Below are 17,532 nucleotides of genomic sequence, written 5' to 3'. Positions count from 1 at the left end.
CTATTAGGCTTTTCAGATGCAAAGGAGGCATCGTGCCAAAACAAATATCAACAATTAAAAACCCCCTTACAGTGATTGCTATTTTTGCCGGTATAGCTGAAGTTTCAGGTAGTGCAGTACTACCTTTTATAAGTGAAACTAACCAGCAAACTTATATTTGGTTCCTAATGTTGTTTCCCTTTGCTCTTATAATATTGTTTTTTGTAACTTTGAATTGGAATCATAAGGTGCTTTATGCTCCATCTGACTTTGAGAATGAAGACAACTTTCTAAACTTATTACATAAAAAAGAACCTTCAATAGACGATCAATTAGATGATGATAGTGTTCATGAAGAAGCAGCGATCGGAGTTTTAGATTTTGATGCAAATGAGATTTTCAAATCGAATGATGTATTAGACTTCAATAAAACTGATCGAGAGAGAAGGGTAAAAATTGAAGGTATGCTTTTCCGAATAAGACGAGATGAAGGTCGGATTGCAGAAGATCTAGCATTCAAAAAGCTTTCTTTGGCTTATGGGAAAAATTTACAACGTGAAATGAGTTTAACTTTAGACGGTGTTGATTTTAGTCTGGATGGTGCCTTAGCTACAGAGAGTAGCTTAAATGCTTTTGATGTTAAATATTACCGTAGGATGACTAGGGGCTTTTTTAATTCAAGAAGGTTTGAAGAACAAATTACACGATACATGCATATTTATGAACGTTTATCTGAATCTAAAAAAGCTGGCTTTAAAGTTACTTTTGTTTTAGTTTCTGATGAAGTTAATCAAGAGGCTATTCAAAAACTTGAATGTTTTTTATCTAATATGCCATTTGAGGCGGATGTTATTAGCTTTGAATTTGATGAGTTAATCAATGATTTTAAAAATGCATCTTAAATAGCGCAATATCAATAGCGTCCATTGCTTGCAAGTTTAAATACTCTTACCAAGAATTTATAAATTATTTGATGGCATAATCCAATAGGAGATTAAATGGAAGAAACTATATATGCATGGACTCCGAAATTAATTGTTGAATTAGTATCAGTACTTGTTTGGCCTTTAACAGTCATAATAATCGGTATAAAGTTTAGATCAGGAATTTCTGACGTAATTAGTAACTTTTTTACGCGTAATAGGGTCTCTGAACTTTCTGCGACAACTTCTGGATTATCAGCTAAGTTTGTAGCTGAAAAGCAGTCGTCCGAGATCAAAGAATCAGCCACTTCCAGTTCTATCAATTTACCAGATACTATGAGCAGTGAGGCGATAAAGAAAAGACATGAAGACTATAAAACTGAGTTTAGTGTTGAGCTATATAATGCCATAAAAAGTCATTTAGCAGCTTTAAATTTGCCTCAAGAGGAGCAAATTGAAATCCTAGCAAAAGAAGTAGCTCTTTATCAAAGTGCATTACGATATTTTGATATAAATAAAGTCCTATTCAGATCTCAATATAATTTATTTAACATCATGCGACAGAATAATGGTGAAATATCTAAAGAAAGTGCTAAAAATAATTTTGAGGAAGTGAAGCGATTTGTAGGAGAAGCGTTTGCTGAGTGGGACTGGGTAAAATATATTGCATTTCCTGTTAGCAGTGGTTTAATAACTGATAGTGGTGATACTTACAATCTAACCCCAATTGGGAATTCTTATGTGGCATATATGTCTAAAAATCCACAACTAATTGATGACCTCGCAAAACTATAAAATTTCGAATAACAAGGCACTAAATGTGCCTAGTTTGACTTCGTAATTAACTAATTGTTGGGTGAGCATAACAAATGTCTGAAAATACTTAGAGCAGTTCTTCAACTCAAACTTTCAATTGCTGATATGAGGTAAAAAAGAGTAAAGCTTTCACTTTACTCTTTCAGATAATTAAATATCTTTCGCAACTCGCAACTCGCAACTCGCAACTCGCAACTCGCAACTCGCAACTTATTTTAATCTAATCGACGTTGCTTCAATCTCGATTAAACCTTGCTTAAACAAGCCGCCAATGGCTTTTTTGTAGTTTGCTTTACTGGTTGAGAAAGTCTTTTTAATTGCTTCTGGGTCAGACTTATCACCAAGGTGAAGTACACCGCCTTCGGCTTTTAATTTAGTTAAGATTTTTTCGCCTAAGTCGTTTACTTTGCCCATACCTGGCTTTTCAAGTAGTACGTCGATTTTACCGTCTTCACGTACTTTTTGAATAAAGCCTTTTAAGCGCTGGCCAACAAATAGCTTTTTAAATACCGTATTGTAGTAAACCACACCAATGTGGGCTTCGTTCACGAGTACTTTGTAGCCAAGGTCTGTTTTACCGGCAACGATTAAGTCAACTTCTTCCATCGTTGAGTAAGTTGGTTCTTCTTTCGATAAAAACTTATTAAAGTTGCTTGATGCACAAATACGTTGGCTGGCGTTATCGAGATATAAGCGTACAAGATACGAAAAGCCTTCTTTCATTTTTGGCTTTTGTTCATTGTATGGCGCAAGTACGTCTTTTTCGAGACCCCAATCCATAAACGCACCAGTGCTATTAATTGCTTTAACACGGAGTAGGGCATATTCGCCCACTTCAGCTAAAGGTTTTTTTGTGGTGCCGGTTGGGTGGCCTGCATGATCTAAATAAATAAATACTTGCACGCTGTCACCAGCTTCAAGTTCGTATTCAATTTCTTTACTTGGTAAAAATACTTCACCTAAGTCACGGCCATCTAAATAGGCGCCTTCGTTTGACATTTCGTTAACGAATAGTGTTTGGGTTGTTCCAAGAATGCTCATTATTATTCCTGTTCTGGTTTTTTCTTACGACGCAAAGGTGAAAAACCATCGACATCAATAGGTGGTTTAATAGGCGTTTTCGGTTTTTTAGGGGCAGCTTTACGTTTTGGTTTAGCAGGCTTTGCAGCGACTTTTTTCTCTGCTTTATTCCAAACCGTTTGTGGTTTTTTCTCACGTAGGCCTTTAAATTTACCAACAAGGCCATCAACGGTGAAAAAGCTTAATTCATCATTTAAAAATGCTTTAATTGCTTTGTAGCTTGGCCAATCTTTCGGACCCACTAACGAAATAGCAGTTCCCTTAAAGCCTGCGCGACCTGTACGACCAATACGGTGCACATACTCTTCAGCATGCTTTGGTAGGTCAAAGTTAATTACATGGGTCACGCTTAATAAATCAAGACCACGTGATGCAACATCGGTGGTGATTAAGATTTTAAAGTTTTCACGGCTAAAGGCATCCATGATTTCAAGGCGTTTGGCTTGGGTTAAGTCACCAGCGAGTGCTTGTGCTTTAAAGCCTTTATCAGTTAATAACTGGCTTAAACGCTGAGTATCGGCACGTGTTGCGGTAAATATAATGCATTGTCCGACATTGTCTTGTTTTACAAAGTGCTCAAGTAGCGCTTCTTTGTGATCTAGGTGATCAGCTAAATAAAGCTGCTGGGTAATGTCACTATGCTGCTCATTAGAAGCACTTAACAGTATTTGTTTTGGTGAACGTAATAAGTTACGTGACAGGGCATCAACTTGTGCATGGTCAAGGGTTGCTGAAAACAATAACGTTTGACGTAATCGGTGATCAGCAAGTTCGTTGATCATTTTAACTTGATCGGTAAAGCCTAAATCTAGAATACGGTCAGCTTCATCAAAAATTAAAAGCTCTAAGCCTGAAAGCTGTAATGAACGTTGACTTAAATGGTCAGCTAAACGCCCCGGTGTGCCCACTACAAAATGAGGGTCTTTGCGTAGCGCCTTAATTTGGTCATTAAAGTTTTCGCCACCGAGTATTTTAACGGCACTAATATTAGTGCCGGCAATTAATAGTCTTAATTGACTGTATACTTGGGTTGCTAATTCGCGGGTAGGCGCAACGATTAAAACGCGAGGGTCGCGTTTACTGAGTGCTTTTTGTTTCATTACACGCTGTACAGCAGGTAATAAAAACGCCAGCGTTTTGCCCGATCCTGTTTTTGACTGTGCAAAAATATCATGGCCTGCGATAGCTGTTGGTACCGCGTGAGCTTGAATGTCAGTGGGCTGGGTGATGCCTTGATGCGCAAGTTGTTTTTCGAGGCGTGTATCAATCCCAAGTTCAGTAAAATGCAATGCGTAATCTCCGATGAGCAAAATTTAGTAAATCTTGTTCATTATAACGTACTTGCCTTGCTAGGAGACAGTAAAAACACAGCTATTTCGCATCAGTTTTTGCAATTATCGCTAATTCGCGTAAAATACGCGCCCTCAATGCGCCGGATTTACGATTCGGTTAACGCCCCACATGGGCATTTAAGGCAAAAGGTAAAACCATGACTGCTGTTCATAAAGACAATGTAACCAGCGAGCACTTTGTTGTGTGCGCACTCTACAAATTTGTAGCCCTTCCAGATTTTGAAGCTATTCGCCAACCATTACTTAAAGTAATGGAAGACAATGAAGTACGCGGTACTTTGTTACTTGCGGCTGAAGGTATCAATGGTACTGTTTCTGCTAAGCGCGAAGGTATTGATAACCTATTAGCATGGTTAGATGCACAACCAAACCTAGATAACATTGTGACTAAAGAGTCATACGATGATGAATGCCCGTTCTACCGTACTAAGGTAAAACTTAAAAAAGAAATCGTAACTATGGGTGTTGAAGGTATCGACCCACGTGAGGTAGTGGGTACATACGTAAAACCAGCTGATTGGAACGCGTTAATTTCAGACCCTGAAGTGATTCTTATCGATACGCGTAATGATTACGAAATCGAGATTGGTACTTTCCAAAATGCGGTTGATCCAAACACTAAAACATTCCGTGAATTCCCAGCGTGGGCAAAAGAAAACCTAGATCCAGCAAAGCATAAGAAAGTCGCTATGTTCTGCACCGGTGGTATTCGCTGTGAAAAATCAACTGCGTATATGAAAGAGCAAGGTTTTGACGAGGTATTCCACCTTGAAGGCGGTATCCTTAAGTACTTAGAAGAAGTACCAAAAGAAGAAACCATGTGGGAAGGTGAGTGTTTTGTATTTGATAACCGCGTTGCGGTAAATCACGACTTACAAAAAGGCTCTTACGACCAATGCCATGCCTGTCGTATGCCTATCACTGAAGAAGAAAAGCAAAAGCCTGAATACATGGAAGGTGTTTCGTGTCATCACTGTCACGACAGCCTAACAGAAGAGCAACGTGCCCGTTTTGCTGAGCGTCAAAAGCAAATCGAATTAGCACAAGCGCGTGGCGAAGGTCACATCGGTAACGAAGCGCAAGAAGTTCTTCGTAAGCGTAAAGAAGCTAAAAAAGCGCAAAAAGAAGCACAGCGCCAACAGTAACCTTTAGCAAATTTCTTATAAACCCCAGCATAGTCTGGGGTTTTTTTATGGATTATTTATTAGTTAGCTTTTTAAATATAGTTACTTTGTTTATTAAGTCACTGTAATTGCTATAAAAGCTACCATTTGTTCCTTATTGCTGTACAATCTGCCGATTATTTATTTTAGATACCATCTCCAACACTATCTTTTCTTAATTTTAAAAAGTAAACGTTTGAAGTATAAGGATATATACAATGTACAAACTACTTACGGTGGCAATGTGTTCAATGCCATTTTTTGCTCATTCAGCGCTTAACGAAAATAAATTTGGTTACATTGGCATTGCTGCTCAAAAAAATTACTACGATGTTAATTTTATCCCGTTGTTAGAGCAGCAAGAAATTTTACCGTTACGTTATGACTACAGTGACACAGGAACTGGGTTTAGAGGATTTGCCGGCTACCAATTTAATCAATATCTAGCAATAGAAGCAGGTTTTAGTGTGCTTGGCGAAGCCGAATTTAATGTCTATAGCGAAACAACTAATCAAAGTGGTACGGTCGTTAAAAATTCTGTTTACAGCGGAGGGCTTGAAACCAATGCACTTGATCTGCGTTTACTTGGTACATACCCAATTACTGGCAATGTATTTGTTAGGGCGCATTTAGGTAGTGTACTTTGGGATAGTAATTTTAGTTTTCTTCAAAAATTCTCTGATGATTACTTTATTGTTGATCAAAAAGACTCTGGAGTATCACTTTTAACCGGGCTAGGTATTGGTTATGCATTGTCTAGTGGTACGGCCTTAACACTTGATTATGAAAATACAAAAATTAATGATAGCAACACACATACTATCGTTGCTTCAATAGTGTTTAAGCTCTGATTTATCCGAGGATTTTTTAGTTGAGTTACCTAGTAATAAGTTAGTGCGCTTTTTTACACTTACCTACATATATCTCACAGTCCCTTACGAACTAAGTAGTTATTATTCTAACTAACAGCAATACTTTATAGGACTAAATGGGTATGAAGAAACTACTAGTGAGCTTATTATTACTAGGTGGCTGCGCGACACAAGGTGTTGATAGAACCGATCAGCAGGTCATGATTAAAAAGTTTTACGCCAAAGTTGAAGATGTTAAACCTGTAAAACTGTCATCTAATGTAAAAACAGGCATTGTTGGTGGCTCTGCAATAGGGCTTATCGATGAATTAGATGGCAATCATGAAGATATGGTTGCTGGGGCATTAGCTGGTGCAATTATTGGTGGGCTTTTTACTGCCATTGCAGAGGGCAGCAACAATGCCTTTGAATACGCACTTAGATCAGAGCAAGAAGGGCGTTTTTCTGTTATTCAAAAGGACGAAATTGATCTTAATTCTGGTTGTGTAGAAGTGACCATTGCGTCAGAAGCGCGTTTAAAAACCGTGCCTGCAGTTAACTGTATTAATTTATAAGATTAATCTGCATTCATACAAACCAGTTTGAGGGATAAAACCTGTTGCTACATGCGTTTAAAGTGACTTAGTTATCTGTAAGGTTTTATTGCCTGAAAATAGCCCACTTAAATAAGCAATATTACAGATAGAAATGCGGCAAAATCAGCGCCGTATTTCTAATTATTCATTTTAACTTATCAATTTGTTTATTAAACGAAGCATCCTTTTTATTGATCACAAAGCTGTTACACTTCGTAACAATTAAAACGATTCTTATTTAGGTGACACTTTTGATAATTGGCAAATTGCATTCATGGACTTTTCTTGCCTTAATTAGTTGCGTATCAGTCGCTGAGGCTGCAAACGTAGTTGTTGAATCAGTTACGGTTGAAAAAGCAAAACAACAAATAAAAGCAGTTGGTAGTGCTGAAGCTGTGCGTTCTGTAACCTTATACCCTGCGGTTGGGGACAGAGTGACTGCTGTTCACTTCAAACCCGGTGACAATGTTAAAAAAGGGGACTTGCTACTTGAGCTTGATTCGCGCAGGCAGCAAGCTGCTCTTTTAGAAGCACAAATAACCTTAAATGACACAGAGCGAACAATGAAGCGGCTCGAAGAAAGCCATGCTCGAGGTGCTGTACCACAAAGCGATTTAGACGATGCAAAAACGTTGCATGAGCTTGCGAAAGTTCAGTTGATGCAAGCAAAAACAGAGCGTGAAGACCGCGAAATTCGTGCTCCGTTTAGTGGTGTGATGGGGCTAACAGATGTAGAAGTTGGCGACCGGATCACAACACAGACTGCGATTGCAACGATTGATGATGTATCAACACTGTACATTAACTTTAATGCACCAGAAGCAGCAATTGATGTTTTAAAGGAAAAATCAGCTGTTGAAGTGATCCCTTGGCTAGGCGACAAAACTTACAGCGCACAAGTTGCCCAGTTAGACTCTCGTATTAATCCTCAAGCGCGCACCTTAAGAACCAAAGCAAAGTTAAATAATGAATCTCATCAGTTTATGCCTGGTATGAGTTTTCGTGTGCATATTAATTTACTTGGTGAAGAGCATGCAGTGGTTCCTGAAGCTGCCATGATGTGGGGAGCCGCGGGCCCTTACGTGTGGAAAAGTGTTGATAAAAAAGCCACACGTGTTGATGTTAAAATTGAACAGCGTTTAGCCGGTCGGTTATTGGTATCTGGTGGCTTAAAAGAAGGTGATTTATTGGTTACTGAAGGCGTGCAACGTTTACGCCCAAACCAAGAGCTTACTTTTATGAATGAAACAACGCTTGCCAAGGAGTGATAATGAAACAGCAACCTATGATGGAAGATTTACCATCAATGGCGATACGTCGCCCCGTATTAATCGTGGTGCTGAATTTGTTAATCATTATAGCGGGTATTGCCGCTATTGCTGGTATTGAAATACGTGAACTACCAGATGTAGACAGGCCACGCATTACTGTTTCAGCATCGTTTCCTGGGGGCTCGCCTGAAACCGTTGATACCGAGGTAACCAGTAAACTTGAGGGGGCTGTTGCTCGGGTAAGTGGTGTTAAAACAATTCGTGCGCAAAGTGAAGAAAATAATGCCCGTATTGTGGTTGAGTTTCGCCCGGGTGTTAATCTAGATGATGCAGCCAACGAAACGCGCGAATCGGTTGCCCGTGTACAGCGAGAATTGCCCGAAGAAGTAGAGCGTGTATCTATTATTAAAGCTGATAACGATGCCGAAGCCGTGGTATCGCTAACGGTATCAAGCGACAGCTTATCATTAGAAGCACTTACTGAACGCGTTGATGTTGACTTAGCCCCGCAGTTTTTAACTATTCCTGGGGTTGCCGATGTTCGCTTAAATGGAGACCGCGAGCGGGTATTAAGAGTACGAATTGACCCGCTAAAACTAAGCAGCTTTAACCTTACTGTACCAGATATTGCAAATGTGCTTCGCCAAGCTCCCTTTGATGTGCCTGCCGGTAGTTTAAAATCAAGCGATCAACAGGTGATTGTTCGTGCCGATGCTACGTCAATATCAGCTGAACAATTGGCAGATATTATAGTGCGTGACGATACCCGTATTGGTGATGTTGCTGCAGTGTATTTTGGCCCAGCTGATCCGCGTTCATTCGTGCGATTAAATGGAACGCCAGTGATTGGCATGGAGATAATACGCCAAGCTCAATCAAATACTATCGAAATTTCTGATGAAGTGCTGACCTTAATCGAACGTATGAGAGAACGTTTTCCTGAAATGGAATTTACCTTAACCTCTGACGATGCGCAGTTTATTAGAAGCTCAGTGGATGAAGTAATAAACTCTCTATTACTGACAGTGTTGTTAGTAGTGATCACACTTTGGGTGTTTATTGGCTCATGGCGAGCAACGCTCGTCCCCGCATTTGCCATACCTGTTGCGTTAATTGGTTCTTTAGCACTTATTTGGGCGCTTGGTTTCTCGATTAATATCTTAACTTTGTTGGCGCTGGTATTAGCGACAGGCCTTATTGTAGATGATGCGATTGTGGTCAGTGAAAATATTCAACGTCAGCGTGGCTTAGGCCTTGGCCGCAGAGCTGCGGCTGTAATTGGCACCCGCGAAGTATTTTTTGCTGTGGTGGCAACAACCGCTGTATTAGCAGCTGTGTTTGTGCCGATTGCCTTTTTGCCTTCAACAGCAGGGCGACTATTTAGAGAGTTTGGTGGTGTGCTTGCTGGAGCTGTCATTATATCAAGCTTTGTAGCGCTTTCTTTAGTGCCTGCACTAACCTCAAAACTTAAATTAAAGCAGGGTGGTTTTCATCCTTTTGCAAAAGTTGGGCATGCTTTAGCGAATATATACAAACGCTCAATTCACGGCGTACTTAAACATGCATGGCTAACATTTTTTGCTTGCTTACTCGTTGCAGCAGGCTCTGGTGCGCTGTATTTCAATTTAGATAATGAATTATTGCCGACAGAAGACCGCGGTAAAATTCGCATTTTCGCCCGTGGCCCAGATGGTGTAGGCCTTAACTTTATGGACAGGCAAGCGGTGCAAATGGAAGACATTTTACTGCCCTATGTTGAAAGTGGTGATATTGAGTCTATTTATACCGTCGTTGGGCAATGGGATCCTAATATCGTATTTATCACTGTGCCGTTAAAGCATTGGGACGAACGAAATTTTAGTCAGCAAGAAATTATCAATAAAATTCGTGGACCTTTAGGAAACATTCCAGGTGCGGCTGGCTACCCAGGCGGTTCAAATAGTTTGAACTTGCGTGGTCAAGGCGGTGGTATTGAGCTTGCATTATTGGGGCAAGATTACCTTGAGATCTTTAAAGCGGCACAGAGTTTCTCGGCAGAAATAGAAAAAGCCTTGCCAGAAGTGGCGCCAGTTCGTATCTCGTACCAACCGTCACAACCGCAATTACGGGTCAATATTGATAGACGTCGTGCTGAAGAGCTCGGTGTATCGCTCAGTGATATATCTATTACGCTTAGAGCAGCCATTAACGGCGATGACATTGCTGATTTAAACATCGGCGACCAATCAATCCCTATTATGCTGCAAGCACAAAACCAAACTATTACAAATCCAAGTGACTTAGCAAACTTATATGTTGGTGGCCGAAATGGTCAGTTAGTGCCACTGAGTAGTGTGGCAACCATTACAGAAGAAGGTGTTGCAGCAGAACTAGAGCGCCATGCTCAGCGCCGAGCAATAGAATTAAGCATGGAAATGCCAGATGACATTACTATTGCCGAAGTTGTAAATAAAATCCGTGAAATATCAGAGCAAAACCTGCCAGCTGGTATAAGTTTAGCCTTTAAGGGTGAGGCACTCACCTTTGAAGAAACGGCTAATGAAGTGCTGATCACCTATATTTTGGCATTTTTGATTGTATTACTTGTGTTAGCTGCGCAATTTGAAAGTGTTAATAGTGCCATTGTAGTGATGATCACTGTGCCATTTGGCATTACATCGGCCATTTTGGCCTTGTATCTAACGGGTACATCATTGAACATTTATTCACAAATAGGTTTGGTCATGCTTATTGGCTTAATAGCTAAAAATGCTATTTTGCTGGTGGAATTTGCTGACCAATTACGAGATAAAGGTCGCAGTGTTAGAGAAGCAGTTGAAGAAGCTGCTCTTGTGAGGTTACGCCCAATTGCGATGACCTTAGTGTCAACTTTGCTAGGTGCATTACCACTTATATTATCCACCGGTGCCGGTGCCGAAGCGCGTAACGCGATTGGCTGGGTGGTATTTGGTGGTTTAGCATTAGCAGTGCTGTTCACATTATACCTTACACCTGTGATTTATCTTGGTTTAGCGCGCTTTACCAAACCTCGTGGTGATGAGTCGAAACTTCTGGCCGAAGAACTAGAAAAGGCTTAATCCATTTAAATCTGCTATTTTTTCTTTGAAAAAATAGCAGATTACACTCACAATCAAGGAAAAGCTCAAAACTAGGTACGCTTATGCAAGCCGAACACGTCGATATAGCACAATTTTTAAGTGATCATGCTCCATTTGATGATTTGCCCGAAGAAGCGGTTAACACTCTCGCTTCACAAGTAGAGATAGCCTACTTCAGAGCGGGAACACAAATCCTTAATTACGGCGATGACATTGCCGATTTATATGTAATTAGAACCGGAGCCGTCGAAATGTATCGACGCGATGGTGATTTGTATAACCGTTTAACTGTCGGTGGTATTTTCGGACAAATGGGTTTGCTGATGAACCGCAAAGTCCGATTTCCTGCCAAGGCCCTCGAAGACACCTTAGTGTATTGCATTAATGTAGAGCTATTTAATCAATATTGTGATGAATACGAAGCCTTTGCAGACTTCTTTGAAGCAGATGGCAATGTTCGTCTTCATCAGGCCATTGTAGAGCAGGCTGACAGTAACGATTTAACAACTGCAAAAGTTAAATCATTACTGCACAGAGATGTAGTAACCGTAGCAAAAGACGCGTCTGTGCAAATGGTTGCCCAATTGATGACACAAGAGTCGGTATCGTCTGTATTAGTAACAGATGCCGATAAACCCATCAGTGATGATCCTGACGATGATGATGGTCAAGTAGTTGGCATAATTACAGACCGAGATTTGCGCACCAGTGTGATTGCTGAAGGTTTAAGTTACGAATCACCTGCCGAGCAAATTATGCAAACGGACCTTATCTTACTCGATAGCAACGCCTATGTGTTTGAGGCTGTGCTTGCTATGCTCAGAGATAACATTCATCACCTACCTGTCGTTGTTAAGAAAAAGCCCATCGGTGTTATTTCGTTATCTGACATTTTGCGATATGAATCACAAAGCAGTTTATTGTTAGTGCGGGGTATTTTAGCTCAGCAATCCGTAGAAGATTTAGCGCATTATGCACGTCAGCTACCTAACGTGTTTGTACGCATGGTTAACGAAGACGCTAACTCTCATATGATTGGTACAGCAATGGCTGTAATAGGGCGTACCTTTAAACAGCGTTTACTTGATTTAGCCGAAGAAAAATTTGGCCCGCCGCCCATTCCTTATTGTTTTATTGCCTTAGGTTCAATGGCTCGTGATGAGCAATTAATTGTTACCGACCAAGATAACGCCATTATTCTTGATAATAGCTTTAACGAGGAATTACATGACGAATATTTTCAAAAGCTCGCTGATTTTGTCTGTGATGGTTTAGCCGAATGTGGCTATAAATACTGCGAAGGGGAAATTATGGCGTCATTTAAAAAGTGGCGTTTAACTCGTGAGCAGTGGAAAGAGCAATTTGCAGGCTGGATGGCAGAACCAAAACCACAGGCTTTATTACACAGCTCTATCTTTTTTGATTTAGATGGCGTTTACGGTAAAACCAAATGGGCTGATGAGCTCAAACGATTTATTGCAACTGAAGGGCGTAAGAATAAGCGTTTCTTGGCTAACCTTGCAGCCAATGCCCGTAACAGAACACCGCCTTTAGGTTTCTTTAAAGATTTTGTGCTAGAGCATAATGGTCAGCATAAGCGTTCTATGAACTTAAAACGCCGTGGTACTGCGCCATTATCAGATGTAATTCGTGTTCATGCTTTAGCAATAGGCAGTCGTAAACAAAATTCATTCGAGCGTTTAGAAGATATCATCGAAGCAAAGCTTTTACCCGCAGGGAAAGCGCAAGATCTTCGAGATGCCTTAGAATACATTGCGATGGTTCGTATTCGCCACCAAGCATGGCAAATTGAAAAGTTAGACGAAGCCCCAGATAACGATCTTGAGCCACATTTACTATCGCCTTTTGAGCAGCGCAACCTTAAAGAAGCGTTTGCGATTTTAGATAAAGCGCAGAATTTCCTTAAATTCAGATACTCTGCCAATACAGGGATGAAGTAATGGCTAAACAAGGTGTTAAACTTGATTGGCCGACTCGGTATCAGCAGTTATTAGCGGCTAGCAAACAGCCGCTAATTCAAGAGTTTTATCAAGCCGCTATTTGTGATTTAAACATGCCAATTAGCGACGTACCCTTAGTGGCGCTTGATTTTGAGACGACCGGTCTAAATTTTCAAAATGACGATATAGTCAGTGTTGGTTTAATTCCATTTAATGCTAGGCGCATCTTTTGTAAAGATAGCCAGCATTGGATTGTACAACCAAGACGTAAGCTCGCTGAAGAGTCGATCGTTATTCATGGTATTACCCATTCAGAAGTAAGTGACGCGCCAGATTTTTCATCTATTATGGAGCCATTACTAGCAGCATTAAAAGGTAAAGTCATAGTGGTGCATTTTGCTCCCATTGAACGACACTTTTTGTATCAAGCGTTGCAATCGCGATTAGGTGAAGGCCTTGAGTTTGCAGTAATAGACACGTTGGAGCTTGAAAGCAGGGCGCTTAGAGCAAAACAAGGTTTACTAGGTAGGTTGTTTAATTCTAAGCTTGATTCCGTTCGTCTTGCGGATTCTCGTATTCGTTACTCCTTACCTGCGTATCAAAACCATAACGCACTGAACGATGCCATTGCCACCGCAGAGCTGTTACAAGCGCAAATTGCTTATCATTACCGCCCAGATACACCGCTAAGCGAATTGCTCATATAGCGTGCTTAACAGCACAGACTTTATGACGAGTAATTTAAATTAATTGAGCAAAGCTTATAAATAAAAAACGCCGCATATAGCGGCGTTTTTTTATTTAAAGGTAGTGGTTAGTTTCTTGGCTCTGTACGTAGACCAAGGATTAAACTTACACACATTAATAGCAATACAAAGGTAAACGGTAAGCCCGTAGATACGGCACCGGCTTGTAATGCTTCGATAGCTTGTGTGCCACCAATCCAAACAAGCGCTGCAGCAATCGCACCCTCGATTGTTGCCCAGAAAATACGTTGTGGCACTGGCGCGTCAACTTTACCACCGGCAGTGATAGAGTCGATAACTAATGAACCTGAGTCAGATGACGTAATAAAGAACACGAGTACCAGCACAATTGCAATGAATGAAAGCACTTGCGACATTGGCAGGGCTTCAAACATTTGGAACATCGCAAGTGGTACATCAGTTAAACCTTTCTCACCTAGTACACCCACTTTATCAATAACTTGTTCAATAGCGATACCACCATAAATAGACATCCAGAAGATAGTCACAACGGTAGGCACAAGTAATACGGCAATTAAGAATTCACGAATTGTACGACCTTCAGATACACGCGCAATGAACATACCTACAAACGGTGACCATGAAATCCACCAAGCCCAGTAGAATACTGTCCAGCCGTGCATCCAGGTTTCATCTTCACGGCCATGTGGGTTACTTAACGGAATAATGTTTTCAACATAACCCATAACAGTATTAGGAAGATTACCAAACGCTGCTGAAAAACCAACGAGAGCAACAAATACGAGTAATACAAATGCGATAACCATGTTTACATTACTAAGCAGCTTAACACCGCCGTCGATACCACGAACAACAGAGATCACTGCAAGTAGAGTAACACCAACAATAACGCCGATTTGTAGACCAATACCGCTATCAGTACCAAACACATGGTTTATACCTGCTGCGGCCTGCTGTGCGCCTAAACCAAGAGACGTTGCAAGACCAAATAAGGTGGCAAGTACAGCTAGAATATCAATAAGATGGCCCGGCCAGCCCCATGCTTTGTCACCTAAAATAGGATAAAAAATAGAGCGGATTGATAACGGCAGGCCTTTGTTGTAGCAAAAGAATGCTAACGAAAGCGAAACAACGGCGTAAATAGCCCAAGGGTGTAAACCCCAATGGAACATAGTTGCACCCATTGCTAATTTCGCAGCCTCTGGTGTGTTTGCTTCAACGCCGAGTGGTGTTTCGTACCAGCCTGTAAAGTAAGCGACAGGCTCTGCTACGCCCCAAAACATTAAGCCAATACCCATACCCGCAGCAAATAACATTGCAAGCCATGAAATACGAGAGTGAGTTGGGCGCGCTTCTTTACCACCAAGGCGGATATTGCCGTATGGTGAAACAATCAACGCCAAGCAAAACAATACGAATAAGTTTGCTGACCACATAAAAAAGCCATCAAAATTATTAATAATGTCGTTTTTAATTCCATTCAGGGTTGTTTTTGCTGTTTCAGCATCTGACACAAGTGTTGCCACTAAAAATAGCGCGATTAAACCAGCACTAATGCCAAATACAGGGTTGTGCACATCAAAACCCCATTTTTGTACATTGTCCTGACCGACGGTGTAGTCGGTATTGTCGATACTGTACTTATCATGATGTTCGCTCATGAATACCTCTTGTTGTAGTTATATCTAGCAGAAAGCTAAACGGCCGGTTGGCACATCTCAGCTAACACTGTTTATACGGATGAAACCGAAAAATAGTTTGTAGACGAACTAAATTTGTACCAAAGTTTAGTCTTTAGTGTAGGAGTTCGAAAAAAAATGTAAATGGTTTTGTCCCTAAACAGCCGAATAAATGCGGTTTTTTACGTTTTTTGTTGGAATTGTGAACAATTTGATGCGGCAGAGGAATAATTTGATGACAGTATTATTTCAAAACAAATTATTTCAATTGAGAGGAAAGTGCTGCAAACACAGGGCTTGCAGCACAAAATTACTACTTTTTATAAGCGTCGTTATGAACGCCAGCAGCACGACCAGAAGGGTCAGCATTGTTTTGGAATGACTCATCCCAAGCAAGCGCTTCAGGTGTTGAACAAGCAACTGATTTGCCATGCGGAACACATTTTGCCGCTGCATCACCAGGGAAGTGCTCTTCAAAAATACTACGATAGAAATACGCTTCTTTAGAATCTGGCGTATTAATCGGGTATTTATATTTAGCGTTAGCAAGGTCTTGATCGCTTACTTGCTCGCTCACATACTCTTTTAAAGTATCAATCCAGTTATAGCCTACACCATCAGAGAATTGCTCTTTTTGACGCCATAACACTTCGTCTGGTAGATAGCCGTCAAACGCTTCACGAATAATGTGTTTTTCGATTTTACCGTCTTTACACATTTTCGCTTCAGGGTTGATACGCATTGCAACGTCTACAAATTCTTTATCTAAGAAAGGCACGCGTGCTTCTACACCCCAAGCAGCCATAGATTTATTAGCCCGTAAACAGTCAAACATATGTAGTTTAGACACTTTACGGTTTAGCTCTTCATGGAACTCTTGCGCATTAGGTGCTTTGTGGAAATAAAGGTAACCACCAAAAAGCTCATCAGCACCTTCGCCAGACAACACCATTTTTATACCCATGGCTTTAATTTGACGCGCCATTAAGTACATAGGAGTTGAGGCACGAATGGTTGTCACATCGTACGTTTCAATGTGATAAATCACTTCGCGAAGAGCATCAATACCTTCTTGAATAGTAAAGTGGATAGGGTGGTGAACCGTACCAATCATATCTGCAACTTTTTGTGCAGCTGCTAAGTCTGGTGAGCCCTCAAGACCAACTGAGAAAGAGTGCAGTTTTGGCCACCAAGCATCAGACTCGTCATTATCTTCGATACGTTTTGCGGCGAAACGTTGCGTGATAGCTGAAATAACCGATGAGTCTAAACCACCTGATAATAGAACACCGTAAGGTACATCACACATTAGTTGACGTTTAACAGCAGCTTCTAAGCCTTCTTTAACATCGCTTGATTTAGCTTCGTTGTCTTTTACTGCGTCATAGCTTTGCCAATCGCGGCTGTAATACTTACGAAGTTGACCATCTTTGCTCCACAAGAAGTGACCCGGAGGAAACTCTTCAATGTGTTTACAAATTGGTGAAAGCGCTTTTAGTTCTGAAGCAACATAAAAATTACCATGCTCATCATGACCTGTGTAAAGCGGGATAATACCAATATGGTCACGACCTATTAGGTAGGCGTCTTGTTCTTCATCGTATAAACAAAAAGCGAAAATACCATTCAAGTCGTCTAAGAATTCAGGCCCTTTTTGTTTATATAAAGCTAAGATAACTTCACAGTCTGATTGAGTTTGAAACTTAAAGTCTGTTTCTAGATTTGCCGCAAGCTCTTTGTGGTTATAAATTTCACCATTTACAGCAAGGATATGTGTGCGCTCTGGATTATATAAAGGTTGCGCACCACTTGATACACCAACGATAGCAAGACGCTCGTGGACTAAAATAGCTTTATCAGATGAATATACGCCAGACCAGTCAGGTCCGCGGTGTCTTAAAAGTTTTGACATCTCAATTGCTTGACTTCGCAATTGGGTGGGATCAGATTTGATATCTAATACCCCAAATATTGAACACATAGTGACTCCTCATTCCAAATATGTGCGCAGTTAACAGAATTTATATAACTGCGA

General features: G+C 40.7%; 13 protein-coding genes. 9 read left to right on the top strand and 4 right to left on the bottom strand.

The window, feature by feature from the left end:
- Nucleotides 1–32: 32 nt before the first annotated feature.
- Nucleotides 33–881: a hypothetical protein gene (locus tag E5N72_RS11355; RefSeq protein WP_135924707.1), complete on the top strand. Its 849-nt coding sequence runs from the start codon at nt 33–35 to the stop codon at nt 879–881.
- Between the two features lie 96 nt (nt 882–977).
- Nucleotides 978–1,697, top strand: a complete 720-nt coding sequence (locus tag E5N72_RS11350) for a hypothetical protein (RefSeq protein ID WP_135924705.1) — start codon at nt 978–980, stop codon at nt 1,695–1,697.
- Nucleotides 1,698–1,928: 231 nt separating this feature from the next.
- Here E5N72_RS11350 and E5N72_RS11345 read toward each other — a convergent pair whose 3' ends face one another.
- Both E5N72_RS11345 and E5N72_RS11340 read right to left on the bottom strand, forming a co-directional pair.
- The gene (locus tag E5N72_RS11345; RefSeq protein WP_135924703.1) at nt 1,929–2,759 is read right to left on the bottom strand and encodes a S1-like domain-containing RNA-binding protein; all 831 of its coding nucleotides are present in this window, start codon (nt 2,757–2,759) and stop codon (nt 1,929–1,931) included.
- Nucleotides 2,760–2,761: 2 nt separating this feature from the next.
- Entirely contained in the window at nt 2,762–4,087 is a 1,326-nt protein-coding gene (locus tag E5N72_RS11340) for a DEAD/DEAH box helicase (protein WP_135924701.1), read from the bottom strand.
- Between the two features lie 200 nt (nt 4,088–4,287).
- Between E5N72_RS11340 and E5N72_RS11335 the strand changes: the two genes are divergently transcribed.
- From E5N72_RS11335 to E5N72_RS11305, 7 genes are all read left to right on the top strand, one after another.
- Nucleotides 4,288–5,295 (top strand): rhodanese-related sulfurtransferase, encoded by a 1,008-nt coding sequence (locus tag E5N72_RS11335; RefSeq protein ID WP_105174083.1) that lies wholly within the window; start codon nt 4,288–4,290, stop codon nt 5,293–5,295.
- A gap of 236 nt (nt 5,296–5,531) precedes the next feature.
- Nucleotides 5,532–6,164: an outer membrane beta-barrel protein gene (locus E5N72_RS11330; protein WP_135924698.1), complete on the top strand. Its 633-nt coding sequence runs from the start codon at nt 5,532–5,534 to the stop codon at nt 6,162–6,164.
- A 143-nt stretch (nt 6,165–6,307) separates the two neighbouring features.
- Entirely contained in the window at nt 6,308–6,739 is a 432-nt protein-coding gene (locus E5N72_RS11325) for a hypothetical protein (protein ID WP_135924696.1), read from the top strand.
- Between the two features lie 278 nt (nt 6,740–7,017).
- Nucleotides 7,018–8,028, top strand: coding sequence for an efflux RND transporter periplasmic adaptor subunit (locus E5N72_RS11320; protein WP_240704545.1), 1,011 nt, complete (start codon nt 7,018–7,020; stop codon nt 8,026–8,028).
- A gap of 2 nt (nt 8,029–8,030) precedes the next feature.
- Nucleotides 8,031–11,108, top strand: a complete 3,078-nt coding sequence (locus E5N72_RS11315) for an efflux RND transporter permease subunit (protein WP_135924692.1) — start codon at nt 8,031–8,033, stop codon at nt 11,106–11,108.
- A gap of 83 nt (nt 11,109–11,191) precedes the next feature.
- Nucleotides 11,192–13,090 (top strand): DUF294 nucleotidyltransferase-like domain-containing protein, encoded by a 1,899-nt coding sequence (locus E5N72_RS11310; RefSeq protein ID WP_135924690.1) that lies wholly within the window; start codon nt 11,192–11,194, stop codon nt 13,088–13,090.
- Nucleotides 13,090–13,797: a 3'-5' exonuclease gene (locus E5N72_RS11305; RefSeq protein WP_135924687.1), complete on the top strand. Its 708-nt coding sequence runs from the start codon at nt 13,090–13,092 to the stop codon at nt 13,795–13,797. Before E5N72_RS11310 ends, E5N72_RS11305 begins: the two co-directional genes overlap by 1 nt.
- A gap of 107 nt (nt 13,798–13,904) precedes the next feature.
- Here E5N72_RS11305 and E5N72_RS11300 read toward each other — a convergent pair whose 3' ends face one another.
- Both E5N72_RS11300 and asnB read right to left on the bottom strand, forming a co-directional pair.
- Nucleotides 13,905–15,479 carry a BCCT family transporter gene (locus E5N72_RS11300; RefSeq protein ID WP_135924685.1) on the bottom strand — a complete coding sequence of 525 codons (1,575 nt, stop codon included), beginning with the start codon at nt 15,477–15,479 and terminating at the stop codon, nt 13,905–13,907.
- A gap of 331 nt (nt 15,480–15,810) precedes the next feature.
- The gene (gene asnB, locus E5N72_RS11295; protein ID WP_135924683.1) at nt 15,811–17,478 is read right to left on the bottom strand and encodes an asparagine synthase B; all 1,668 of its coding nucleotides are present in this window, start codon (nt 17,476–17,478) and stop codon (nt 15,811–15,813) included.
- Between the last annotated feature and the right edge of the window lie 54 nt (nt 17,479–17,532).

Source organism: Pseudoalteromonas sp. MEBiC 03607, from assembly GCF_004792295.1.
In the GTDB taxonomy this organism is placed as follows: domain Bacteria; phylum Pseudomonadota; class Gammaproteobacteria; order Enterobacterales; family Alteromonadaceae; genus Pseudoalteromonas; species Pseudoalteromonas lipolytica_C.
Note: the sequence above shows the minus strand (reverse complement) of the source record. Positions and strands in the feature narration are given on the sequence as shown.